Annotated in this window: 20 protein-coding genes and 1 pseudogene; 16 read left to right on the plus strand and 5 right to left on the minus strand. The window is 72.6% G+C overall.

The annotated features are described in order from the left end of the window. Positions 1-10 precede the first annotated feature (10 nt). On the minus strand, positions 11-1,246 hold the full coding sequence (locus GTY58_RS02060) for a helix-turn-helix domain-containing protein (protein WP_202497287.1): 1,236 nt from the start codon (positions 1,244-1,246) through the stop codon (positions 11-13). Positions 1,247-1,395: 149 nt separating this feature from the next. Here GTY58_RS02060 and GTY58_RS02065 point away from each other — a divergent pair, with 149 nt between their 5' ends. Beyond that, entirely contained in the window at positions 1,396-2,883 is a 1,488-nt protein-coding gene (locus tag GTY58_RS02065; protein ID WP_010981813.1) for a long-chain fatty acid--CoA ligase, read from the plus strand. A gap of 378 nt (positions 2,884-3,261) precedes the next feature. Here GTY58_RS02065 and GTY58_RS40150 read toward each other — a convergent pair. The 4 genes and pseudogenes from GTY58_RS40150 to GTY58_RS02085 form a co-directional block, all read right to left on the minus strand. Beyond that, a pseudogene (locus tag GTY58_RS40150) lies at positions 3,262-3,444 on the minus strand (transposase); the annotation flags it as partial. 157 nt (positions 3,445-3,601) lie between these two features. Then, positions 3,602-3,793: a transposase gene (locus GTY58_RS40155; RefSeq protein WP_010981814.1), complete on the minus strand. Its 192-nt coding sequence runs from the start codon at positions 3,791-3,793 to the stop codon at positions 3,602-3,604. A 478-nt stretch (positions 3,794-4,271) separates the two neighbouring features. After that, positions 4,272-4,841 carry a hypothetical protein gene (locus GTY58_RS02080; protein ID WP_037651904.1) on the minus strand — a complete coding sequence of 190 codons (570 nt, stop codon included), beginning with the start codon at positions 4,839-4,841 and terminating at the stop codon, positions 4,272-4,274. Between the two features lie 227 nt (positions 4,842-5,068). Continuing rightward, entirely contained in the window at positions 5,069-8,347 is a 3,279-nt protein-coding gene (locus GTY58_RS02085) for a polymorphic toxin type 5 domain-containing protein (protein ID WP_159029042.1), read from the minus strand. Between the two features lie 351 nt (positions 8,348-8,698). Between GTY58_RS02085 and GTY58_RS02090 the strand changes: the two genes are divergently transcribed. From GTY58_RS02090 to GTY58_RS02155, 15 genes are read left to right on the plus strand one after another with little or no spacing between them, the layout of a single operon-like run. After that, positions 8,699-10,213 (plus strand): phage tail sheath C-terminal domain-containing protein, encoded by a 1,515-nt coding sequence (locus GTY58_RS02090; protein WP_010981817.1) that lies wholly within the window; start codon positions 8,699-8,701, stop codon positions 10,211-10,213. A gap of 1 nt (position 10,214) precedes the next feature. Continuing rightward, positions 10,215-10,745 carry a phage tail protein gene (locus GTY58_RS02095; protein WP_010981818.1) on the plus strand — a complete coding sequence of 177 codons (531 nt, stop codon included), beginning with the start codon at positions 10,215-10,217 and terminating at the stop codon, positions 10,743-10,745. Between the two features lie 41 nt (positions 10,746-10,786). After that, complete coding sequence (locus GTY58_RS02100; protein WP_037651899.1) at positions 10,787-11,491, plus strand: hypothetical protein; 705 nt, start codon at positions 10,787-10,789, stop codon at positions 11,489-11,491. Further along, on the plus strand, positions 11,488-12,384 hold the full coding sequence (locus GTY58_RS02105) for a hypothetical protein (RefSeq protein ID WP_010981820.1): 897 nt from the start codon (positions 11,488-11,490) through the stop codon (positions 12,382-12,384). The genes GTY58_RS02100 and GTY58_RS02105 overlap by 4 nt, the downstream gene beginning before the upstream one ends. Continuing rightward, positions 12,381-13,571 (plus strand): DUF4255 domain-containing protein, encoded by a 1,191-nt coding sequence (locus GTY58_RS02110; RefSeq protein ID WP_010981821.1) that lies wholly within the window; start codon positions 12,381-12,383, stop codon positions 13,569-13,571. Before GTY58_RS02105 ends, GTY58_RS02110 begins: the two co-directional genes overlap by 4 nt. Beyond that, positions 13,568-15,067 (plus strand): hypothetical protein, encoded by a 1,500-nt coding sequence (locus GTY58_RS40160; protein WP_010981822.1) that lies wholly within the window; start codon positions 13,568-13,570, stop codon positions 15,065-15,067. The genes GTY58_RS02110 and GTY58_RS40160 overlap by 4 nt, the downstream gene beginning before the upstream one ends. Beyond that, the gene (locus tag GTY58_RS02115) at positions 15,012-15,734 is read left to right on the plus strand and encodes an ATP-binding protein (protein WP_237528699.1); all 723 of its coding nucleotides are present in this window, start codon (positions 15,012-15,014) and stop codon (positions 15,732-15,734) included. The genes GTY58_RS40160 and GTY58_RS02115 overlap by 56 nt, the downstream gene beginning before the upstream one ends. Next, complete coding sequence (locus tag GTY58_RS02120) at positions 15,731-16,057, plus strand: hypothetical protein (RefSeq protein ID WP_037651895.1); 327 nt, start codon at positions 15,731-15,733, stop codon at positions 16,055-16,057. The genes GTY58_RS02115 and GTY58_RS02120 overlap by 4 nt, the downstream gene beginning before the upstream one ends. After that, positions 16,054-16,734 (plus strand): hypothetical protein, encoded by a 681-nt coding sequence (locus tag GTY58_RS02125; protein ID WP_010981824.1) that lies wholly within the window; start codon positions 16,054-16,056, stop codon positions 16,732-16,734. The genes GTY58_RS02120 and GTY58_RS02125 overlap by 4 nt, the downstream gene beginning before the upstream one ends. After that, positions 16,734-17,051 carry a hypothetical protein gene (locus GTY58_RS02130; protein ID WP_010981825.1) on the plus strand — a complete coding sequence of 106 codons (318 nt, stop codon included), beginning with the start codon at positions 16,734-16,736 and terminating at the stop codon, positions 17,049-17,051. Before GTY58_RS02125 ends, GTY58_RS02130 begins: the two co-directional genes overlap by 1 nt. Next, positions 17,041-18,147, plus strand: a complete 1,107-nt coding sequence (locus tag GTY58_RS02135; protein WP_010981826.1) for a hypothetical protein — start codon at positions 17,041-17,043, stop codon at positions 18,145-18,147. Before GTY58_RS02130 ends, GTY58_RS02135 begins: the two co-directional genes overlap by 11 nt. Before the next feature lie 40 nt (positions 18,148-18,187). Beyond that, positions 18,188-18,778 (plus strand): phage baseplate assembly protein V, encoded by a 591-nt coding sequence (locus GTY58_RS02140; RefSeq protein ID WP_010981827.1) that lies wholly within the window; start codon positions 18,188-18,190, stop codon positions 18,776-18,778. Between the two features lie 10 nt (positions 18,779-18,788). Then, positions 18,789-19,136 (plus strand): hypothetical protein, encoded by a 348-nt coding sequence (locus GTY58_RS02145; protein WP_010981828.1) that lies wholly within the window; start codon positions 18,789-18,791, stop codon positions 19,134-19,136. Next, a complete protein-coding gene (locus GTY58_RS02150; RefSeq protein ID WP_010981829.1) occupies positions 19,133-19,522 on the plus strand; it encodes a GPW/gp25 family protein in 390 nt (129 codons plus the stop codon). The genes GTY58_RS02145 and GTY58_RS02150 overlap by 4 nt, the downstream gene beginning before the upstream one ends. After that, positions 19,519-22,338, plus strand: a complete 2,820-nt coding sequence (locus GTY58_RS02155) for a putative baseplate assembly protein (protein WP_010981830.1) — start codon at positions 19,519-19,521, stop codon at positions 22,336-22,338. The genes GTY58_RS02150 and GTY58_RS02155 overlap by 4 nt, the downstream gene beginning before the upstream one ends. Positions 22,339-22,342: the final 4 nt, after the last annotated feature.

The following is a 22,342-nucleotide window of genomic DNA, read 5'->3' on the forward strand; positions in this document are numbered from 1 at the left end:
CAGAGCAGCGTCAAAAAGCGCTTCCTCCCGGGCGTGAACGCTCGGGGTTCCGCGCTAGATCATGCTGAATGACGTCACTGGGTGACGCGCCCGCGCGGCGGACCGCCAGGAGCGCCGCGCCGATGTCCGCCGCCGCTCGGGGATCGGACAGGGAGCGGCCCGCCAGCTCCTCGACGCGGCGCAGCCGGTAGCGGACGGTGTTGGGGTGGACGAAGAGGCTCCGCGCCGCGTCCGTGGCGGAGCCGGCGGCGGCGTACCAGTGCTCCAGGGTCTCCAGGAGACGGGCACGCTCCGCTGCCGGGAGATCGAGCAGGGGCTGGAGGACCACCTCCACGAGGTGCGCCGCCTCGGCCGGGGCGGCGGCGACGACCATGGCCAGCGGGTTGTCGTCGAACCGCGCGACGCCGGGGCCGGTGCCCTGGAGGCCGGCCAGAGCCAGACGGGCGAAGCGCAGAGCCTGGGGGGTGTCCCCCAGCGAGTGAAAGCACGGGCTGACACCGACGCGGGCGCCCGCGCGGCGCAGAATGCTCAGACACGTGCTCTCCGCCGTCGCCGTGGGCAGGGCGGCCAGACCGATCTGTTGGTCGGGCAGCAGCCGCCAGGCGAAGGGGATCTGGGCCTGACGCAGCGCCGCTTCCGTCCCCGCCAACGGCTCCTCGCCGGGAGCGTCGGCCGCCGCAGCGGCGACCACGTACGGTCCGCGGTCGGGCAGACCCAGCTCGCGGGCGGCCTCCCACAGCGTGCGGTCGGCGATGACTCCGGTGAACAGTGCCTCCACCAGCGCCGAGCGGCGCGCCTGACGTCGCGAGGTCAGCTCGGCGGTCGTCTCCCGGTAAGCCGCCGCCACCGCCTCCGCGTAGCGGCCGAACAGGGCCCAGATCTCCGCGGACTGGGACACCAGTTGGGCGTCGGTGACCTCGGGGCGGTTGCGTGCCTCGGCGAGGATGTCCGTCCACAGGAACTCGAAGCCGATCCGGTACGCGTGCAGCGTGTCCGCCAGCGGCACGCCCTGCTCGGCGCGGAGGCGACCGGTCTCCCGGGCCGGGCTCGGGTCCTGCGCGCCCGCGCGGCCGAGCTGGTACAGGAGCAGGTCCGCGTTGGCGGTGCACGAGCGGCGCAGCGAGTCGAAGGGGATCAGCGACGCGTCCTTGTAGGCATCGACGTCCGAGCGGATGCGCTGCGCCATCCGCTCGCCCAGTTCCGGCAGCCTCGCCTGAAGTGCCGAGACCACACCTGAGAGGTCCATTCCCGCAGCGTAACGCCCCTGTTTTGTCCTGGGGAACAATCAGGGAGGGCAGACGCTGTCATGCACCCCATAGGCCCTCGCCACGGACATCTGCACGATGTCGTCAACGTGAACAGCGGATTTCGACGGCGACGTTCGTGGAGGCGGTCATGGCCAATCTGGCGGAGTTCCTGGTGGAGACGGCACGGCGGCAGCCGGAACGCCCCGCGCTGCGACTGGGGGGCCAGGTCACCAGCTACGCGGAGCTCGACCAACGCAGCGCCCGCGCCGCCGCGCTGCTGCGGGCCGAGGGCGTACGACCGGGAGACCGGGTCGCTCTGATGCTGCCCAACGTTCCCGAGTTCGTCGTCCTGTACTACGGCGTGCTGCGTGCCGGAGCGGTCGTCGTGCCGATGAATCCGCTGCTGAAGACCCGGGAGACCGAATACCACCTGCGCGACTCGGGCGCGCAGATGCTCTTCGAGTGGCACCAGGCGCCGGGCGAGGGCGCGCAGGGCGCAGCCGCCGCCGGAGTGCGGCACATGGCCGTCGAGCCTGCCGCCTTCGCGGGCCTGCTGGCCGGCCACGCGCCGCTGCCGGAGGTGAGCGAGCCGGACAGCGAGGACGTGGCCGTGCTGCTGTACACCTCCGGCACCACCGGCCGTCCCAAGGGCGCCATGCTCACCCACACCGGGCTGCGACACAACACCGAGGTCAACGCGGTCGATGTGCAGCGGATGACGGCGGAGGACGTGGTCGTGGGCTGTCTGCCGCTGTTCCACATCTTCGGCCAGATCTGCGCGATGAGCGTGACCGTCCGCGCCGGTGCCTCGCTCACCCTGATCCCCCGGTTCGACCCGCAGACCGTGCTGGACGCCATCGCCCGCGACCGGGCGACGATCTTCGAGGGCGTACCGACCATGTACGCGGCGCTGCTCCAGCACCCGTCGGAGGCCGACGTGTCCACGCTGCGGATGTGTATCTCCGGCGGAGCCTCGCTGCCGGTGGAGATCCTGCACGGCTTCGAGCGTCGCTTCGGCTGCGTGGTGCTGGAGGGCTTCGGCATGTCCGAGACCAGTCCGGTGGTCACCTTCAACCACCCCGACCGGCCGCGCAAGGCCGGGTCCATCGGCACCCCGATCAAGGACGTACAGGTACGGCTCCTCGACGAAAAGGGCCAGGACGTGACTCCCGGCGAGATCGGCGAACTGGCCGTCCGCGGGCCGAACGTGATGAAGGGGTACTGGAACCGCCCGGAGGAGACGGCAGCCACCATCCCGGACGGCTGGCTGCGCAGCGGCGACCTCGCACACCGGGACGAGGACGGCTACCTGTACATCGTCGACCGCAAGAAGGACATGATCATCCGCGGCGGCTACAACGTCTACCCGCGCGAGATCGAGGAAGTGCTCCACGAACACCCGGCCGTCGCGCTGGCCGCGGTGGTGGGCCTGGCCGACGCGCATCTTGGCGAGGAGATAGCGGCCGCGGTGGTGCTGCGCCCGAAGGCGCAGGCCACGCCCGACGAGCTCCGGCAGTTCGTCAAGGAGCGGGTGGCGGCGTACAAATACCCGCGCGAGGTGTGGCTCGTGGACACGCTGCCGACCGGCCCCAGTGGCAAGATTCTCAAAAGGGAGATCAGCGCGCCGACGGGGTGAGGTCAATGTGGTTGAGTCAGCCGGGTGACGAGTAGCAACGCCGACGCGTTCCCGGGTTCTCGAGGGCGCCCCGGCCGACGGCGGCACTAGGCAGGGCAGATCGGTTACGCCTGTTCCGGTACCAACGCCCTCCCCTGACCCGTGTCCGGCACTTCTCCGAACGCAAGCGGGCCGAGAAGAAACAGCACAAGCAGGCCGTGCTCGCCCTGGCTCGACGACGGGCCCGCCGCCGTCATGGCGACGCTGGCCGCGAGCGGAGCGGCGCTGGTGGGCCTGCCGCCTCTGGTGTGAGGGAGAACCGGTCTCTTCCCAGAGGAACCGGCCTCTCTGCCGCGTCATCCGATCGCTCGTACCGCCGACTCGGTCAGAGCGGTCTCGGTGGCCGTTGCGCCACGTCGTGCGTTTCCCGGAGTGCTCGCCCGGGACGGCTCCGATGACCTCGGTCGCCTCGGCCTCGATGAGCTCCTGCAGGATGCGCTCGCACAGCAGCCTGATCGTCTCAACTCCACCGGTGCGTAGTGACTGCAGCAGCCGCATCAGGTCAGACTGGGACAAGGCCATTGCGTGCTCCTCCGGTCGAACTTCCCGTTCACCACGGAGACTTGCGCGATGGCCGGCCCTTGTTCAGGGAGCAGACAGCGACAGCGGGTGCACGCCCCGGGCAGACACCCGCGCGCTCACGACCCTCGACCGGCTGCACCACTCGGCGGGACGCCATTCATGCCGTGGGTTCGGACTCGCGGCCCTCACGCTCACGGACCTTCCCGCGCAGCCGGTCGTGGAACTCTGCGATCAGCCCGTGCTCGCGCCAGCGGCGGAAAAAGGCGTAAACCCGGCCGCAGTCGGGGAAGTCCGCGGGCATCGCCCGCCACGAGATCCCGCCCGCGACCAGATAGCGGATCGCGTCCAACAGCTGCCGGTGACAGTAGCCCTCGGGCCGGCCGCCCCGGCCCCGCAGTCAGGCCGGCACCGGCAGCAACGGCCGGATGGCTGCCCACTCCGCGTCCGACATGTCCGACGGATACCGGCGCACCCGATCGGGATGATCGGCCGCGTTGCCGTACACGTGCGCGAGACAATCGCACGACACAGCGGGCGAGTTGAAGTCAACGGGCTCGGGCGCGTACAACAACGACAACAGGGCCTCCGGGAACCGCTCGGAATGGGATCGCGCCCCCGAGCTACCAGGGAGCCCTGCCTTCATGCGCGTACCGCCAGAAGATCACCCGACCAGGAACTCCGTTCGACCCACACGTTCCTAGATCGGTTGAGATACGGCTTCTGACACCCAAGAGCTTGAAGCGGCCCCGGCTTCCCGTCTCGCATCGCTCCCGCCGATGATGATGGGGCGGCGATCTCCTTCACTCCTCGCCACGAGTCACACCACCTCAGGTCGTTGACTGACCGTGACAGTGTTCCTCTGACGGCATCGAGTCCCATTCGGTATGGGCGCCGTCGCGCGGCACCATGAACAACGGACGAGACCGCAGGACCTGCCCGACGCGTTGCCCGCGCATGACGACCCCGGGATCGTCCGGTCCTGCGTATCCCTCTGGCGTGTAGCGAAAGTGTCCGTCCACCGCCTCGGCATGGGCGATTTCCTCGCTTTCCAGTTCCCGTAGCTCCCTTCCGACCAGCGAGATTCCGTCGTGCTCGACCTGGGGACCGTGGACGGCGTCGGCAGCGATGCAGAACAATCCCGCAGCCTGGCTCACGTATGCCGTAACGGCGGGTGGAACAGGGGCCGCCCCACGATGGACCTCGATCTTCCACGTCGGCGAGAAGATCGCGTGGTCCCGTGGGCAATCGCCCACCCTTGTCCGGCCGAGAACCTGAGCCGCCTCGACCACTTCATCGACAGTCATGCCGAACCGGAGCGGTCCGACGCCCACCTTGGGTGCGTAGGACCACTCAACCCTGTCGGCGACTCCGGAATCGGCTTCGGCCTTGAACGTCATAGTCGCTCCATGGAGACACCTGTGATCTTGCCGCCCCCATCATGTCAATCGCTGACCAACAGCCCAGTGCCGCGCGGTAGGGGTGAGTCGCAGGCGAGCAGGAGTCCTTCGAGGAGGGGCAGTTCGATGCAACCGCAGATCACGAGCTGCTGCAGCAGTCCGAGCGTGATGCCCTCATACCGCAGGGCCCACTCGGCCAAGCCCGCCCAGCTGCAGCCCAGGCCGCTTCAGAAGGCAGGAGGCTCGACGACAGGGGCGGCCGACACCGTGCCCGCCGGTAGTTTGCCGTGGGCCTCCCACAGCCGGGCCGTCGGGATGTCCACCGGATAGCCCTCGATGAGCACCGCCGACTTGCTGGTCACCGACCCGGATGCCTCGGTGAAGCCGCTCATCCAGTTCAGGTCCGCGTCCTCGAGCATCAGGTGGTCCCGCCTCGACATGGCCTTGACATACCAGTCCGACAGCATGTGCCCGGCCTGGACGATCTGCCGGTCGGGATCGGAGAGCGCGTAGCGGCCACGCATCGGCCGGCCCGAGCGGGCGATGAAGGAGCCCTTCTGCCACTGCCCGTCCGCGTCGAGGAGGAAGTCGAGCAGTGACTCCTTTCCCGAGGCCCGTTGGGCCAGCAGTCGTCTGCGCATGGCCTCCATGAACGCCGACTTCGAGGAGTAGTGCGGCAGCACGCTGGCCTTCAGCGTCACCGGAAGGGTTTCCTCTGCGGAGGACACTGCGGACGGCAGGCTCTGCTTTCGCAGGGTGCTCCAGGCGCCCATCTCCTGGCCCACCTCTTCGGCGGTCATCGGCGTCGGGCACTCGCCCCACATCCGCAGGAACGCGTTGGTCTCCCGCTCGCTGAGCCCCAGCGTCCGGGCCTGCGCCCGGACGGCGTCCAGGTCGGCGATGGCGCGCAGATAGGAGTTCTTCAGGGTCGCGAGGTCCTTGGCCATCTCCGGCGCGGCGAACCGTGCCGCGTCGAGGCCCAGTGTGCTCGCCGTCTGTCCTGGGGCCGAGGGTTGTTCGGCCGCCGCCGATGAGGGTGCGCCGGGTTGTGCTGTGGGTTCGGCCACCGTCGCTGAGGGGGCGCCGGGCTGTGCCTTCTGTTCGGCCGACGGCCCCGCGAAGTCCCCGGCCAGCACGACGTCGGCCCCCTGGGTGGTCGGCACATCCTGCAAGCTCGACCGTGCGCCCGGCACGCCCAGTTCGACAACCGGGGCAGTGCCTCCCGTCCCCGCCATCCTCAGCGCCCGTACCTGCGACAGTCCCAGGGACAAGCCCAGCGCGAGAGGCCGCACACGCGCCGCTATACCGCGGCCGATGTTGCCCGCCCTCGTCCGCACTCCGTGACCGAACTCGAAGGCACGCCGCTCCGCGCCGGCTCCGAGGCCGGCGCGTTCGTGCAAGAGGGAACCGATCGCCGCGGATCTCGCCGCCGTGGTGAAGGCGTGCTCCGCGTCGCCGGTGCGCAGGTATTCGACGCCGCCCTCCGCGGCCGCGGGCAGACCCACGCCCACCAGGCGCCGCATCGCGGGGGAACTCAGCCCTTGGCTGTACCCCCCGGCGAAACCGCCCAGCGCTCCCAGTCCCAGGTTCGGCAGTACGCCGCGCAAGGCGGCCTCCGCACGGGTCATCCCCTCGGGCGGCGCATTGAGTGCGGCCCCGGTCAGGCCGCCGACGACGTTGCCGCCGCCCTGCGCCACGGCGCTGCGCACCATCGTCTGTGCCCGCGACATCCGCACCGCGTGAAGCCCGAGGTTGCGAGCGAAGCCCGTGGCCGCGCCGGCACCGGCGCCGGTCTGGAGGCCCTCGATCCCGACCCGTTGGCCTTCTTCAAGTCCGGCCCGCAGCACCTGTCGTGCCGATCCGCCGGAGACCGCTTCCCCGCCCGCACCGCCCACAAAGCCGAGTCCGGCGCCGCCCGCGCCGACCATGCCCGCCGTGCCCGCCGTGGTGAGCGCGGTCGCCGTCAGGCCGGTCGCGCCCATGCCCGCCACCGCCGAGGCGGCGAGGGGTGCCGCGATGATCGCTCCGGCCGCCAGGGCGACGGTGTAGGAAAGATTGCGTACGGTCGTCAGCGCGTCGGCGATGTCACCGGCCGCCGCCTCGGCCTTGCCCACACCGGCGTTGACAACGGCTCGCGCCTGTTCCGCCTGCGCCGTCGCGGCGAGCACTGCCTCGCCCATCGCCACCAGGGCTCCCTGCCGACGGGCCTTGTCGAAGTCGCGCAGGGCCGCCACGGCCTCCAGCCACGGGTCCCGCACCCGGTCCTGGACCTCGTAGGGCTCCTCGCCGCCTACCACGCTGCCGGCGAAGCCGACGTACGGCTGCTCCTCGTAGTTCAGGTGCAGGTGGTGCCGCATGCGCTCGTCGGTGGCCGCGTTCATGGTGCGGATCCCCCGGGCGGCGTCGGCGAGCGCGGCTACCGTCTGCTCGCGCACCTGGTCGGCCAACTCCTGCGGGAACAGGAGCATTTCGTCACGGTGGATGACGTACGCCATGCCGGGCTGCTCGACGGAGGGACGGATACCCTCGATGGTCCTGAGGTTGTCGACGAGACCCGAGCTCTGCTCGGCCACCGGTGTGAAGGCCTCCGTCAGGCGGGCCTGGCGGCGCTCGCCGCTCGCCCTGGCCAGGTCGGCGGCGAGGTGCGGCGCGAGTTCCTTGAGTTCCTGCCGCAGCAGGGCCCGGTCCTGCCGGGAGAGGTCGGGGCGCTGCAGCCAGGCGGTGATGCGGTCGACCTCGGTACGGGCCTCCACGGCGTCGGCCGGCACTGTGCTGGTGCGTTCGGCGAGGACGCGGGGCATGGGGACCTGTTGCGGGAGCTCCTCCGCCGCGGGGGCGGCTCCCCGTGGGCGCCGGCCGCGGCGCGTGCGGTCGGGAGCTGCCATCGCGCGGTTCTTGCGGGCGAGTTCGGCCTCGATCGCAGCCTTCGCCGCGAGCATGGTGTCGTCTTCCGGGGTACTGGTGGTCTGCCGGTCGAGCCACTCGTTCACCGCGTTCAGCTCGTCCAGGAGCTGGGTCATGCCGTAATTGCGCACGTCCGCAGTGGAGTTGAGCCAGCCCTCGGCAGCCGCCGCCACATGCGGGCCGACCGCCACCGGCGGCTCGGCCCGCTCGGGGCGCTCCGCGGCGCGCGCGGCCTGCTCCTCCGCGGCGGCTCGCAGCTCTGTCGGGGCCGTTCCGGCAGCCCCGCCACGCCTTGTCATGGTCTGCTGGGCCGCGTGCATGAGCTCGTGCCGCAGAAGCCGGTCGGGGGCGCCCTCTCCCGGGCCGGTGGCCACCGCGATGTCAGGGCCGAGGGTGAACCCGGCCACACCTGCGGCACGTGCGGCCGTACGCACCGCCGGGCCGGTGTGCAGCCGGACGTGGCCCAGGGACAGATCGGTGGCGCGTTCGATCAACGTACGCGCGGCAGTTGGAACCTCCTGGCCGCGGCCCGACAGGGCCCGTTGAGCAACAGGTTCGGTCAATGCCCGGTGGCCCGCCGCCGAGAACGTCTGTGCGCCCACCCGCCCTCCCCACAGCCCGTCCTGCGCTGGTCGGCGAAGTGGTTCCGCCGGGCTCAGCATCGGGGCTTCGTGTCATACGGCCGTCACCCGGGCGTCAACGCCCGGGCTGGGACCGCGACTTGAAACGCTCTCGTATGCACCCCCACGGCTCTGGCTGACCTGTGCGCGCCGACGGCCTCTTCACCGGTTCCGCATCTACGCCGACGCACCCAGCACCGACAAGGCCGCACCCGGCGCGGTGCGGCAGTTCGGCGTTGACACCGCGGTGACGGGCCAGTGACTGGCGCCCACCACGATGCGAGCCACCGCACGGCGGTCCCATGCCGTCGGGTTGAGGAGGCCGAGGGCGCCATGACGACGCAATTCTCCTATCCCGGTGTGTACATCGAGGAGATCGAGAGCCCGGTGCGGCCCATCGCCGGTGCGGAGACCTCAGTGACGGCGTTCGTGGGCCCAGCGTTGTTCGGGCCCACGTCGCCGACGACCGTGGAGAGCTGGGCCGACTTCGAGAAGGAGTTCGGGGGGCTGTGGCAGGGCAGCGAACTGAGCTACGCGGTCTACCAGTTCTTCCTCAACGGCGGCAGCAAGGCGATCGTGGTCCGCGTCGGCGAGGGGGTCGAATACGCGGGGGTCGACCTCAAGAACGGTGTCAAGCTCAAGGCGAAGGCGCCGGGCGCCGCAGGCAAGAAGCTCAAGGCGACCGTGACGCTCGACGCCAACGACAACAAGCGCTACACGCTCCTCATCTCCGACGGGACCACCTCGGAGTCGTACGACGTGACGATCGACCCGGCCCTGCGCAACCGCTGGCTGGACCGGCAGCTCGCCACCTCGCAGCTCGTGGAACGCGACACCGAGACCTTCGACAAGCGGCCCGACGCCGTCACGGACGAGTCGTTCACCGGCGGCAAGGACGCCACCTTCACGCCCGCACATGTGCTGGGTGACGCCACCAAGCTGCCGCACACCGGCCTCGCGGCACTGGCCGACGTCGAGATCTTCAACCTCCTGGTGATCCCGGCCCAGTTGGCCAAACCGTCAGGCACGGACGACCGCGACACCAAGTGGGCGCCCGTCGTCGACGCCGCCGTTCGGCTGTGCGAGGAGCAGCGGGCGATGCTGCTGCTGGATCCACCGTTCGGCTGGGACTCACCGGAAACCGCGGTGACCGGAGCCCGGGCCGGGATGCCGGTCGGCGGGCTCGCCGGGCGCAACGCGGCCGTGTTCTTCCCGAAAGTAGTGATCTCGGACCCGCTCAGCGGTGGAAACCTCGAGGTCGGCCCGGCCGGCACGGTCGCCGGGGTGATCGCCCGCACCGACACCCGGCGCGGAGTGTGGAAGGCACCGGCCGGGACCGACGACGGCGGCCTGCTGGGTGTGCGCTCGCTGGCCTTCCGGCTGTCCGACCAGCAGAACGGCACCCTCAACAAGCTGGGCGTGAACTGCCTGCGCACCGTCCCGGTCTACGGGAACGTGCTGTGGGGCTCGCGCACCTGCCGCGGCGGCGACGCCGTGAGCGACCCCTGGAAGTACATCCCGGTCAGGCGGGTCGCCCTGCACATCGAGGAGTCGCTGTTCATCGGCACCAAGTGGGTGGTGTTCGAGCCCAACGACGAACCCCTGTGGTCCTCGATCCGGCTCAACATCGGCGCGTTCATGAACCGGCTCTTCCGGCAGGGCGCCTTCCAGGGGCCGACCGCGAAGGGCGCGTACTTCGTGCGCTGCGACGCCTCCAACAACCCGCAGGACGACATCAACGACGGCATCGTCACCATCGACGTGGGCTTCCAGCCGCTATCGCCCGCCGAGTTCGTCCACATCCGTATCCAGCAGAAGCGCGACGACGCGACGGCCCAGGGGAGCTGAGATGGCCCAGTTCACGGTCAATGCCGCCCGCCTGGACCCGTACAAGAACTTCAAGTTCCGGGTGAAGTGGGACAACCGCTATGTCGCCGGGATCAGCAAGGTCAGCGCGCTCAAGCGCACCACCGAGGTGGTCGAGCACCGCGACGGCGGCGACCACTCCAGTGCCCGCAAGTCACCGGGCCGGACCAAGTACGAGCCGATCACCCTGGAGCGCGGGGTCACCCACGACCCGGAGTTCGAGGCGTGGGCGAACAAGGTGTGGAACTACGCCAACGCCCAGGCGGCGCCGGACCAGCGGGACCGCGAGGTCTCCCTGGCCGGGTTCCGCAAGGACCTGGTGATCGAGGTCTACAACGAGGCGGGCCAGAAGGTGCTGGCCTACCAGGTGTTCCGTTGCTGGGTGTCGGAGTACCAGGCGCTGCCAGACCTCGACGCCAACGCCAACGCGGTCGCCATCCAGCAGCTGAAGCTGGAGAACGAGGGCTGGCTGCGCGAAGCGAGCGTCACCGAGCCCGGTGAGCCCAGCTTCTGACGGTTCGTCAAAGACTTTACGGGGAGGGTCGGGTGCCGGGGATGAGCACGGTGAGCGCCGCCGAGTTGCTGGACGCCTGGGAGGCGGGCTGGGGCCGCGATCCGCTGCGGCGCGGCCTGGCTCTGCTCGGTGTCGCCCGGGGCACCACACCGGCCGCCGCCGCGGACGTGCCCGTGGGCCGGCGGGACCGGGGCCTGTTCGCCTTGCGCGCGGCGCTGTTCGGCACCGCGGTGGACGCGGTGTCCCGCTGTCCCGAATGCGAGACGGAGGTCGAAGTCGCCTTCGACCAGGAAGAGTTGCTGGGCCGGCTGGGGCAGGCGGACCCGGAGGCCTGCGACGCGGTGACCGTGCGGGAGGGCGACCGTGAGATCCGGGTGCGTATGCCCACGAGCACGGATCTGGCCGCCGTCCTCGACACCGGCGACCCGGCTCCCGAGGAGGCGCTCGTACGCCGCTGCGCTCCCGTCGGGGAACCGGCTCCGGCCGCCGACGTGGTCGCCGAGGCCTGGGTGGCGGCCGACCCGCTGGTCGACGTGCGGCTCGGGGTCGGCTGCCCTGGCTGCGGCCTGGCCTGGGAGGAGCCCTTCGACATCGTCGGATACCTGTGGGCGGAGCTGGACGCCTGGGGCCGGCGGACCCTGCTGGAGGTGCACGAGCTGGCGCGTGCGTACGGGTGGACGCAGGCGCAGACCCTGGCGTTGAGCCCGTGGCGCCGCCAGTGCTATCTGGGGCTGGTGGGCACATGACCGGCCCGCTGGCACGCCTCGTCGACCGCAGCCGCTCCCCCGTGGCCGGTCTGCGTCCGCGCCCCGCCTCCCGCTACGAGCAGCGCTCCCCGGCGGCCGGCCCACCGGTCCTCGAAGGTGGCCTCGAGGACGTGGGGCCCCGTCCGGTCACCGGACCGCCCACGGCCGCGGAACCCGCCGCGCACCGGGACGCCTCCGCGGTACGGGTACCGGGCCCCACCGAGTCCGCGGCACACCGGCACGACCCCGCGGTGCCCGCCACCCGCGTCATCGAGCCCGCCGACCACGGACCCTCCGTCACCGGGCTCTCCGTCACCGAGACCGTCGCGACCAAGCCCTCCTCGACCGATGCCGACCTCCTGGGCCCCGACCTGACCACCCGCGCCCTGTCCGCCGTACCGGCCCTGCCCGTCGTACGAGAGGACGCACCCGCGCGCGGGGACGGGACACCGCAGCCCCTGCCCCTGCTCCTCCCGGTCCGCGTCGAGGCCCCCGTGCCTCCCGCGGACTCCTTGCGGACCACACCCGAGCTGGGCCGTCCTGCTGCGGATCCGCGGACAAACCTCGTGCGGAACCCTGCGGACGAGGGACCGCCACCCGTCCCACCACCCCCTCGCGACAACGTCCGGAACACGCCCGTCGTCCTGGAGCGCCCGCTCCTGTACCCGCACGCCCGGCCGCCCGCTCTCGCGACCGACGCTCCGCCGTCCACCGCCCCGGAGGCGGAACCGGCGGTCGTGGTCGAGGTGTCCATCGGGCGGTTGGACGTACGTACGCCCCCCTCCCCCGCGCCCCCTCAGACGCCGGCCCGGCCGCCCGCGGCGCTGCGGGCCGACCACGCCAGGGCGCTGGAGAACTATCTGCGCCGCCGCGCCGAGGGGGAACTGGGATGAGCAACTCCCTTGCCCTCGCGGCCGTGACCGCCACCCTGCGCGCTCGGCTCTTCTCCCGGCTCGGCGGCCCCCAGGTCACCGTCGCCCCGCCCAACAAGGCGCCCGACGCGGCGAGCGGCGACCATGTGAACCTCTTCCTGTACCGGGCCGATCTCAACCCGGCCTTCCGCAACGCCGATCCGCCCGGCTGGCAGCCCGGCGAGTCACCGAAACCCGTGCTGCCGCTGGTGCTGCACTATCTGCTCGCCGCATACAGCAACGACGAGGGCAAAGCGCACGAACTGCTTGGCGCCGCGATGCTGGCGCTGCACGACGCCCCGGTCCTGTCGGGGGACGAGATCCGGGCGGCGACGGCGACGGCCCTGCCCGGCAGCGATCTGCATCTACAGCCCGAGCGCGTGAAGATCACTCAGGAGACGCTGAGCCAGGACGACATCGCCAAGATGTGGACGGCGTTCGGGACACCGTTCCGGATGTCGTCCGCGTACCAGGTGACCGCCGTCCTCATCGACAGCGCATTGCCCGGTGCCGCGCCGATGCCCGTGCTGCGCCGAGGGGCCGACGGCCGCGGACCGCTCGCCCGGCCCGGTACCGGCTCGCCCGCGCTGCTGGGGATCCGGTACGCCGCCGCCGGGCAGGTCGGCGCCCTGCCGGGCGAGCAGGTCGCGCTACTGGTGGAGAACCTGCCGGCCGTCGCCCTGACCGCGCGGCTGCGGCATCTGCGCGTGACACAGAGCGTGAACGTGCCCCTGGCGACCCCCGCCACCGGGGCCTCCGAGGTGGCGCTCACGCTGCCCGCCACGGGGCTCCCCGCCGGGCTCTGGGCGGTGGACCTCGGACCCGCGGCGGGCGGTTCCGTGCGGACCAACGAACTCGCTCTGGGCGTCACACCGGCGGTCACCGCGCTCGCGGCCGCGGCGGCGGGCGGTACACCGGTGCGGACGAAGGTGACCGTGACGGCCGCGCAGCCGGTGCTCCCCGGGCAGCAGGCCGCGGTCCTGGTCGGCGCCCGGCAACTGGCCGTGGGACTGCTCACCGCGGCCGCCAAACCGGTCTCGGTCACCGCCGTCCTGCCGTCCGGAAAGACCCGGGTGCGGCTGCGGGTGGACGGCGTCGACAGCGAGATCGTCGACCGGGCACACGGCACGTTCCGGACCGGGCCGACAGTGGAGGTGACGATCCCGTGAGCCTCGGCGTCCCGGCCGACCTCCGCTGGGAGGAGGCCAACAACCGTTATCTGAAGGCCTCGTTGACCTGGCTGCGGGCTCGGCTGGAGGCGGTGGCCCACAGCGACCGGGCCTCCGACGCCCCGGACACGAAGGACGCCCCTCCCCAGACCGGCAGCGCGCGCCGGAGGCGGCGGGGGCGAACGCCCGAACTACCACCCGCGGCCGTGGACCTACCGGACGGCGGCCCAGGCGGGTCACGGCGAGGACGAGCCCCGGAGCCGCTGACCGCCGTACCCGACGCGGGCGACCTCGACGCACTCGCCACCACACGGCAGGACGCCGCCGCCCCCTCGGACCTCGCGCCGCCCGCGCTGGTGCGGCTCGCGGAGCGGTTCGGGCTGACCGACTTCGAGCGCGACGTGCTCCTGCTGGTCGTGGCGCCCGCGGTCGACCCCGGTGTCGGCGCCGCGATCGCCGCCGCACACGGCGACCCGCAGGCCACCGCTCCGACGTTCGCACTGGCCCTACGGCTCTTCGACGACGCCCGCTGGGACGTGCTGTCGCCGCTACGGCCGCTGCGCCGCTGGCGGCTCGCCGAGGTCGTGCCCGCACCCGCGGGACCGCTGCTCACGGCGCCGCTGCGCCCTGACGACCGGATCGCCAACCTGGTGCGCGGCCTCAACCACCTCGACGAACGGCTCACCTCGGTACTCGAACCGGTCGCCGACCCGGCCGCCGGCGTCGCCTCGCCCGCCTCGGTCCGACGCGCCGAGGACGCGGTGGTGGCGGCCGTGCTCGCCGACACGCCCGACGGCCGGTTCCCCGTCGTCCACCTCGTCGGCTCCGACGCCGACAGTGCCGTACTCGTGGCGGTACGGGCGTTCGCACGGCTCGAACGCGAGCTGTACCGGCTGCGGACGGGGCTGCTGGTGCGGGGCGGGCAAGGCCAACAAGACCCTGACACGGTGGCCCTGCTGTGGCACCGGGAGAGTCTGCTGATGCCGGTCGCGCTGCTCCTGGACGGCACCGACGCCGACCCGGACGACCCGGCCCTGGTCGCGGCCGTACGGCGCCTGCTGTCCCGCAGCGGCGGGCCCGTCGTGCTGGCCGCGCGTCAGGTGTCGCCAGTGGACGGGCGGTCCACGGCGGTCGTCGACGTCGATGTGCCGCCGCCCGACGAGCAGCGCGCGCTGTGGGCGGCCGCCACCGGCCTGGAGCCCGCCGGGGCGCCGGCCGAGCTGGCGGGGCAGTTCCGCCTGGGCCTGCCCGCACTGCACCGGGTGGCCACCGCCCACCGGCCCGAGGGCCTCTCCGCCGAAGACGGCGGGGACCGGTTGTGGGGCGGCCTGCCGGGACGCCGCCCGGCCTCGCCTGGAGTCGCTGGCGCAGCGCATCGTGCCCCGCGCTCACTGGGCGGACCTGGTGCTGCCGGAGCAGCAGACGGAGGTGCTGCGGCGGATGGCCGGTCATGTGCGGCACGGCGCCACCGTGTTTGGGGACTGGGGCTTCGGTGAGCGGACGAACCGGGGACAGGGCGTGACCGCGCTGTTCTCCGGTCCGAGCGGCACCGGCAAGACGTTCGCCTCCGAGGTGCTCGCCCATGAACTCGGGCTGGATCTCTACCGCGTCGACCTGTCCGCCGTGGTGAACAAGTACGTCGGGGAGACCGAGAAGAATCTGCGCCAGGTGTTCGACGCGGCCGAGTCCGGCGGCTCGCTGCTGCTGTTCGACGAGGCCGACGCACTGTTCGGGCGGCGCAGTGATGTGCAGGACAGTCACGACCGGTACGCGAACATCGAGGTCAGCTATCTCCTGCAGCGCATGGAGGCCTACCGCGGAGTCGCCGTGCTGGCCACCAATCTGCGGGCGGCGTTGGATCCCGCGTTCCTGCGAAGGCTGCGGTTCGTCGTGGAGTTCCCGGTGCCCGGCGCGGAGGAACGGCGGCTGCTGTGGGCGGCGGCCTTCCCGGACTCGGTGCCGCTCGCCGACGACCTCGACCTCGGCCGGCTGGCCGACCTGCCGACGACCGGCGCGGCCATCCAGGCGATCGCGCTCGGCGCCGCCTTCCTCGCCGCGGCCTGCGGACGGCCCGTCGACACCGCGATGCTCCTGACGGCGGCTCACGCGGAGTTCCGGAAACTGGACCTGCCCCTGCCGGTGCTCGCCGGGGAGGCGCCATGACGGTACGGCGGATCGCGGTGCGCATCGACCGGGTGGTACTCGACGCGGGCGTGGCCGAGGGCCGTTCGGCGGCCGAGATCGCCGAGGTGCTGGGCGCGGCGCTGCGGCAGGGGCTCGTGGTACGGCAGGGTGGCGTGGCACCCAACAGCGCCCGCACCTCCCTCGAACGACTGCGGGTGACGACCGAGCACGGCGGGCTCGATGCCGTCGCCCGGGCGGCGTCGGAGGCGGTCGGGCGAGCGGTGGCGGACGCGGCGGGCTCCTGGCCCGCGGTTACAGGCGCTTCCGCCCACGGCACCGCGCGGGGCGGTGACCCGCGATGACCTCGTCCTTCCTCCCCGGCACCCCGGTCGTCCCCCGTGGCGCGATCGTGCTGCTGGACCCCGCCACCGGAGCCGTCCTGCGGGTGATCGCCCTGCAGTACAACCCCGACACGCTCACCCGCACCCTGCAGCCGCAGGGCGTCGGCGCGGAGGCCGGGGAGCGCAGTGAAGCCCTGCGGCTCAAGGGGCCCGCGCTCGAGACGGTGAAGGTGGATGTCGAGCTGAACGCCACCGACCAACTGGAGGACCCCTCCGGTGCGGACGCGGACTCCGTGGCGCGGCACGGTCTGCTGCCGGTGCTGGCCGCGCTGGACCTGCTGGTCAATCCGACGGCGCGGGCGCTGCTGGACCAGGACGCCGCGGCCCGCTCGGGGGCGTTCGAGATCGCGCCCGTGGAGGCGCCGCTGACGGTCTTCGTGTGGAGCCGGGACCGGGTGGTGCCGGTGCGGATCACGGAGTTCACGGTCACGGAGGAGGCGTTCGACTCCCAGCTGCACCCGATCCGGGCGAAGGTCTCCCTCGGCCTGCGCATCCTCACCGTCGACGACCTGGGCTTCGGCCACCGCGGCGGCGCCCTGTTCCTCGCCCATCAGCGGCGCCGCGAGCAGCTCGCGGCCCTGCACCGCTCGGCCCGCCCGGCCACGGCGGTCCTCGGCACGCCACCGGGAGGCGGCTGATGTTCACCCCCGCGAGCCGCTACCACGGCGTCGAGGTCGCCCGGTACGAGCCGCCGGACGGCGGCGACCCGATTCCGTACGTCCGCCGCAGGCTGCTGCCCGACCCCGCCGGCCTCACACCGGCCGGGTTCCACACCGTGTCCGAGGGCGACCGGCTGGACCGGATCGCCGCGGCCGCGTTCGGGGACCCGGAGCTGTTCTGGCGGATCGCGGACGCCAACCCCGTACTGGATCCGCCCGAGTTGACCGACCGCCCCGGCCGCCGGCTCCTGATCGCCCTGTCCGCCGCGGCCGCCGGGAGCACCCATGGCTTCTGAGATGCTGCTGGCCCTGCGGCTCGGCCCGGTGCTCGCCGAGCCCGTGCCGCGCGAGGTCGCCGACGCCCTGCTGTCGGTCCAGGTCACCGAGGGAGTCGGCCGCTCCGGCGGCTTCCAGCTGGAGTTCGCGACCGCCAAACGGTCCCTGCTGTTCGCCGAGTTGCTGCCGCAGGGCGCCCTGGACCCGCCCGCGCGGGCGCAGATCGTCCTGACCGTGCTCGGGAGGTCGACCGTGCTGATGGACGGTGTCGTCACCCGCCACGAGGTCGCCCCGTCCGCCGAACCGGGCCAGGCGAAGCTGACCCTCACCGGCGAGGACGTCTCCCGGATGATGGACGTGGTCGACTTCAGCGGCGTCAAGTACCCCGGCCTGCCCCCGGAGGAACGGGTCGCGGTGATCGTCGCCAAGTACACGGCGTACGGGCTGGTCCCGGCGATCGTGCCGAGTGTGTTCATGGTGGCGCCCAATCCGCTCCAGGCGGTGCCCAGTCACCAGGGCACCGACCTCGCCTACGTCAGACAGCTGGCCGCGCAGGCCGGTTACCAGTTCTTCGTGGCGCCCGGGCCCCTGCCGGGCGTGAACATCGCCCACTGGGAACCGCCCAACAAGCTGGGCCTGCCGCAGGAGCCGCTGCTGGTGAACTGCGACGCGGCGAGCAACGTCGAGAGCCTCTCGTTCTCCTTCGACGGCTTCTCCGCCACCCAGTACGTCGTGCTGATCCAGAACCCGGAGACCAAGTTCCCCGTCCCGGTGCCCGTCCCCGACGTCAGTCCGCTCTCCCCGCCCATGGGCCGTCGCCGTCCGCTGCCGCTGAAGGTGCAACCGATCCACGGCCTTGCCAAACTGACCCCGCCGCAGGCCGCGGGAGTGGCCCTCGCCCGGGCCGCGGACAGCTTCGAGGTCATCTCCGGGCAGGGCAGCCTCGACGTGCTGCGCTACGGGCAGCCGTTGCGCGCCCGGCGTCCGGTACCGGTACACGGCGCGGGCGCGGCGTACGACGGGACGTACTACGTCAGAAGCGTCACGCACTCCATCAAACGCGGCGCCTACACCCAGCAGTTCACCCTGACCCGCAACGCCTTCGGGCCGCTGTGAGCCGGACGACCGAGGACACCGCGCGAGGAGACCAGACGTCATGACGAACATGGACGACATCGGCTACGTGGAGTCGCCGGGCTTCTTCAGCCCCGCGCAGCGCGAGGACGCCGAGCCGCCGGGCGCGCGGCGCTTCTACGGCAAGTACCGGGGCTCGGTGGTCAACAACGTCGATCCGCTGGGCACGGGCCGACTGCTGGTGAGCGTGCCGGACGTGTTCGGGCTGTTCCCGACCAGCTGGGCGATGCCGTGCGTGCCACTCGGCGGGCTGCAGTCCGGGATGTTCGTGAGGCCGCCCCAACAGGCCGGGGTGTGGGTGGAGTTCGAGGGCGGTAACCCCGACCACCCGATCTGGACGGGCTTCTTCTGGGGCGGCCGCGCCGAGACCCCGGCCACGGCCGGCACGCTCGTCCCCGGCTCCCCGGTCTTCCTCGTGGAGACCTCGGGCAAGAGCAAGATCGCCGTCAGCGACTCGCCCGTCACGCCGATGAAGGGCGGCGGGGTACTGCTGCAGTCGCCGTCCGCGTCGATCACCGTGGACAGCGCGGGCGTGACCATCACGGCGGCCAACATCAGCCTGAACGGCCTGGTCGACATCAACAACGGCGCGCTCGTCGTGAAGACGGCGTGAGGAGTCCGCCATGCCGGGATTCGCCCTCACCACCGCCGCCGCGCTGACCTGCGCCCACCAGGGCCAACTCACCCTGACACCCGGTCAGCAGCAGGTGCTGGCCGGGGGCGCGCCGGTGGTGACGACGGCCGACGTGAACGTGGTCGCTCCTTCCTGTGTCCTGTCCTCGTCGACGCCGCCGACGCCCTGTGTGAAGGTCGACTTCTCCCTGGCCGCCTCGACCCGCGTCTTCGTGCAGGGCCGCCCCCTCGTGGTACAGCCCGCCGGACCGGGCACGGGGCTGGGGCTGTCCGCCGCCCAGGTGTCGCAGGGGCCACCCGTGGTGTCGACCGTCCAGCAGCGGGTGGTGGCCGCGTGAGCGCGCACCCGGACTACGCGAGGACGCATCTGGACTTCCCCTTCCACGTCGACGCGCGTGGCCGGTCGGCCGGCACGAGCGACGAGGGCCATGTCCGTGACCTGATCGAGCAGTTGCTATTCACCGTGCCGGGCGAGCGCGTGAACCGGCCGGACTTCGGTTCCGGGGTGCTGCAGTTGGTGTTCGCGCCGGGCGGCCAGGAGCTGGCCGGTGCGGTGGAGTACTCCCTCCAGGCCTCGCTGCAGCGCTGGTTGACCGATGTGATCCAGGTCGAGCGGGTCGAGGTGGAGGCCGAGGAGGCGGAGCTGCGGATCACCGTCGGCTATGTGCTGCTCGCGACGGGCGAGCCGGGCACGGCCGTGGTGGAACGGGGGACGGGACCATGACCGGCGTACCCGATACGCGCCCTTGTCTGCCGGGTGAGCGGGCGGACCGGACCCGGGAGAGCGGGCTCGGCGCGGTCGTCGCCGTGGATGTCGACGCGCCCGGCCGCACCCTGCGTGTGCTGCTCCTCGGCGCGGCGCCCGATCCAGTGCCCGGTGCCGAGTGCGTCCGGATCGAGGGGCCGGGACGCGCGGTGCGCGCCGTGTCCGTACGGGTGGAGGGCTCGCCGCCGCCGACCCGGCGGGCCACGCTGCTCGTCACCGTGGACCGTCTCGGCGACCGCTCCCCGTACACGCTCCGCCTGGTCGATCCAGACCGGCCCGGCGCCCCGTTCCCCGGCTTCGATCCGCGGCACAGCGGCGCGGAGTTCACCTTCACCGCCGACTGCGCCGAGGAGGCCGACTGTGCTGCTGTGGCCGACTCCCCGGTACCGGCCACGCCCGTGCCCGCCCTGGACTACCTGGTCAAGGACTACGCGAGCTTCCGCCGCCTGATCCTCGACCGGCTCTCCCTCGTCTCGCCCGCCTGGGCCGACCGGGAGGTCCCGGACCTCGGCATCACCCTCGTCGAGCTCCTCGCCTACGTCGGCGACCAGCTCTCCTACCGGCAGGACGCGGTCGCGACCGAGGCGTACCTGCACACCGCGCGCCTGCGCACCTCGGTCCGACGCCATCTGCGGCTGGTCGACCACCGTCTGCACGAGGGCTGCAACGCCCGTACCTGGGTGCATCTGGCGGCCGAGGAGCCCGCGGTGCTGCGCGCCGGGACGTACTGGTTCGCCACCGCGCTGCCCGGCGTCCGCCCGCTCGTCTCCGAGGCCCAACTGCGCGGCGCCACCACATACTTCGAGCGGTATGAGCCCGTGGTCGCCGCCGATCTGGTGCTGCGCCCGGCGCACAACGAGATCCGGCTGTGGACGTGGGACGGCGAGGAGTGCCGCCTGCCCGCCGGGACGACGTCCGCGACCCTGGTCGACCCGGGCACCGGCAAGGAGCGCGAGCTGGAGCTGGCGCCCGGCGACGTCCTGGTCCTGGAGGAGGTACGCGGCCCGGTCACCGGCGTTCCCGGCGACGCCGACCCGCGCCACCGGCAGGCGGTGCGGCTGACGGACGTGGAGGAGATCACGGACCCGGTGCGCGGGCAGCGGCTGCTGCGCGTGGTCTGGGCCGAGGAGGACGCGTTGGCCTTCCCGCTGTGCCTGGCCACCGTGGGCGGCGAGCGGTGCTGTCTGTTCGAGGACGTCAGTGTGGCCCGCGGCAACATCGTGCTGGTCGACCAGGGCAGCAGCGGCACGCCTCCCCTCCGTCTCACCGCGCCCACCACGGCCACGGGCCCGGCGTCCTGCGATGACCTGGGCCGACCTCGGCCGCGGACCGAGGCGCCCCTGCGATGGCTGCCCCGCCTGGACACCGGTCCGCTCACCCGGCGCTCGCCCCACCCCGACCCGGCGCGCACGGCGGCCGCGCAGGTGCGGGCGCTGGAGGGGATCCCCGCGCGGGCGGCGGAGGCCGTCGCGGACATGTACCGGCGGGCGAGCGCTCCGCCAACGGATGCCGACCTCGCCCTGGCCCGCACCCTGTGGGGTGCGCGGGCGGTGGCCGACGCCGGGCTGGAGACGGCGCGCGACGCCGCGCAGCGGAGGGCGGCGCTCACCCTGCTGCGCGCCCGATCGGCCGCCCTGCTGGCCCGACGCACCGCACGCCTGACCCGGCTCGCCGCACGCGCCCGCGCCGGCGTCCCCCTCGACACCGACACCGCCGCCGAAGTGGCCGCGGGCTGGGGCCCCGTCCTGGCCGCCGGGCTCGACCCGGGCGACCCACGCGTCGCGGGGCCGGCATCGGCCGCGCTCGTCCAGGATCCGCGGGCCGCGCTCCCCCAGTTGACGTTGACGTCGGCGGGCGAGCACTGGGAGGTGCGGGCCGACCTGCTCGACAGCGACAGCGACGACCCGCACGTCGTGGTCGAGGCCGAGGACGACGGCACGGCCCGACTGCGGTTCGGCGACGGGCAGTTGGGGCGGGCGGTGACCGGCGGGCAGGAGTTCCTGGCCGCCGTGCGCGTCGGCAACGGGCCTGCGGGCATCGCCGGTTCGGGCACGGTGGTGCATGTGGTGGTGAGCGCGCCGACCGACGCACGCGTCACCGCCGTACGCAATCCGCTGCCCGCCACGGGTGGTACGGCGCCCGAACCTGTCGCCGACGCACGGCTGTTCGGCCCTACGCAGTACCGGCACCGGCTGGAGCGGGCGGTCACCGCCGACGACTACAGCGCGCTGGCGGGCGAGCCGGCCGGGGTGCAGCGGGCGGCCACCGACCTTGCGTGGAACGGGAGTTGGTACGAGGCGGACGTGGCGGTCGACGCGCTGGGCCGTGTCGATCCCCCGGCGGCGCTGCTGGACGCCGTGCGCGACCGTCTCGAACGTGGTCGGCGGATCGGGCACGACCTGCGGGTGGACGCGCCGCGCACGGTCGCCGTGGAGGTACGGCTGCAGCTGTGCCTCGCGCCGGACGCGCGCCGGGCCGCCGTGGAGCGGGCGGTACGCGCCCGGCTCGGCAACGGAGTCGGGGGCCTGTTCCACCCCGACCGGCTGACCTTCGACAGCGACCTGTACCCGGGCCGGCTGGTCGCCGAGGCGATGGCGGTGCCGGGCGTGGTGGCGGCCGCGGTGGAGCGGCTGGGCCGCGCCGAGGCGCCTCTGCCGCTCGTGCCGGACGACGGGGTGCTGGCCTTCGGGCCGCTGGAGATCCCGGCGGGCGGCGCGGATCCCTCGGGCCCCGGCGCCGGGGTGTTGTGGATCGATCTGGCGGGAGGACGGTGAACGC

This window comes from Streptomyces sp. SID5469 (assembly GCF_009862865.1).
GTDB classification, from domain to species: Bacteria; Actinomycetota; Actinomycetes; order Streptomycetales; family Streptomycetaceae; genus Streptomyces; species Streptomyces avermitilis.

What these genes read in the sequence shown, in the direction of transcription:
- GTY58_RS02135 (WP_010981826.1), top strand. Translation starts at nt 17,041, where the DNA reads ATGGCTTCTGAGATGCTGCTGGCCCTGCGGCTCGGCCCGGTGCTCGCC.
- GTY58_RS02115 (WP_237528699.1), top strand. Translation starts at nt 15,012, where the DNA reads ATGGCCGGTCATGTGCGGCACGGCGCCACCGTGTTTGGGGACTGGGGC.
- GTY58_RS02125 (WP_010981824.1), top strand. Translation starts at nt 16,054, where the DNA reads ATGACCTCGTCCTTCCTCCCCGGCACCCCGGTCGTCCCCCGTGGCGCG.
- GTY58_RS02090 (WP_010981817.1), top strand. Translation starts at nt 8,699, where the DNA reads ATGACGACGCAATTCTCCTATCCCGGTGTGTACATCGAGGAGATCGAG.
- GTY58_RS02120 (WP_037651895.1), top strand. Translation starts at nt 15,731, where the DNA reads ATGACGGTACGGCGGATCGCGGTGCGCATCGACCGGGTGGTACTCGAC.
- GTY58_RS02140 (WP_010981827.1), top strand. Translation starts at nt 18,188, where the DNA reads ATGACGAACATGGACGACATCGGCTACGTGGAGTCGCCGGGCTTCTTC.
- GTY58_RS02100 (WP_037651899.1), top strand. Translation starts at nt 10,787, where the DNA reads ATGAGCACGGTGAGCGCCGCCGAGTTGCTGGACGCCTGGGAGGCGGGC.
- GTY58_RS02145 (WP_010981828.1), top strand. Translation starts at nt 18,789, where the DNA reads ATGCCGGGATTCGCCCTCACCACCGCCGCCGCGCTGACCTGCGCCCAC.
- GTY58_RS02080 (WP_037651904.1), bottom strand. Translation starts at nt 4,841, where the DNA reads ATGACGTTCAAGGCCGAAGCCGATTCCGGAGTCGCCGACAGGGTTGAG.
- GTY58_RS02155 (WP_010981830.1), top strand. Translation starts at nt 19,519, where the DNA reads ATGACCGGCGTACCCGATACGCGCCCTTGTCTGCCGGGTGAGCGGGCG.
- GTY58_RS02060 (WP_202497287.1), bottom strand. Translation starts at nt 1,246, where the DNA reads ATGGACCTCTCAGGTGTGGTCTCGGCACTTCAGGCGAGGCTGCCGGAA.
- GTY58_RS02065 (WP_010981813.1), top strand. Translation starts at nt 1,396, where the DNA reads ATGGCCAATCTGGCGGAGTTCCTGGTGGAGACGGCACGGCGGCAGCCG.
- GTY58_RS02105 (WP_010981820.1), top strand. Translation starts at nt 11,488, where the DNA reads ATGACCGGCCCGCTGGCACGCCTCGTCGACCGCAGCCGCTCCCCCGTG.
- GTY58_RS02110 (WP_010981821.1), top strand. Translation starts at nt 12,381, where the DNA reads ATGAGCAACTCCCTTGCCCTCGCGGCCGTGACCGCCACCCTGCGCGCT.
- GTY58_RS02130 (WP_010981825.1), top strand. Translation starts at nt 16,734, where the DNA reads ATGTTCACCCCCGCGAGCCGCTACCACGGCGTCGAGGTCGCCCGGTAC.
- GTY58_RS02095 (WP_010981818.1), top strand. Translation starts at nt 10,215, where the DNA reads ATGGCCCAGTTCACGGTCAATGCCGCCCGCCTGGACCCGTACAAGAAC.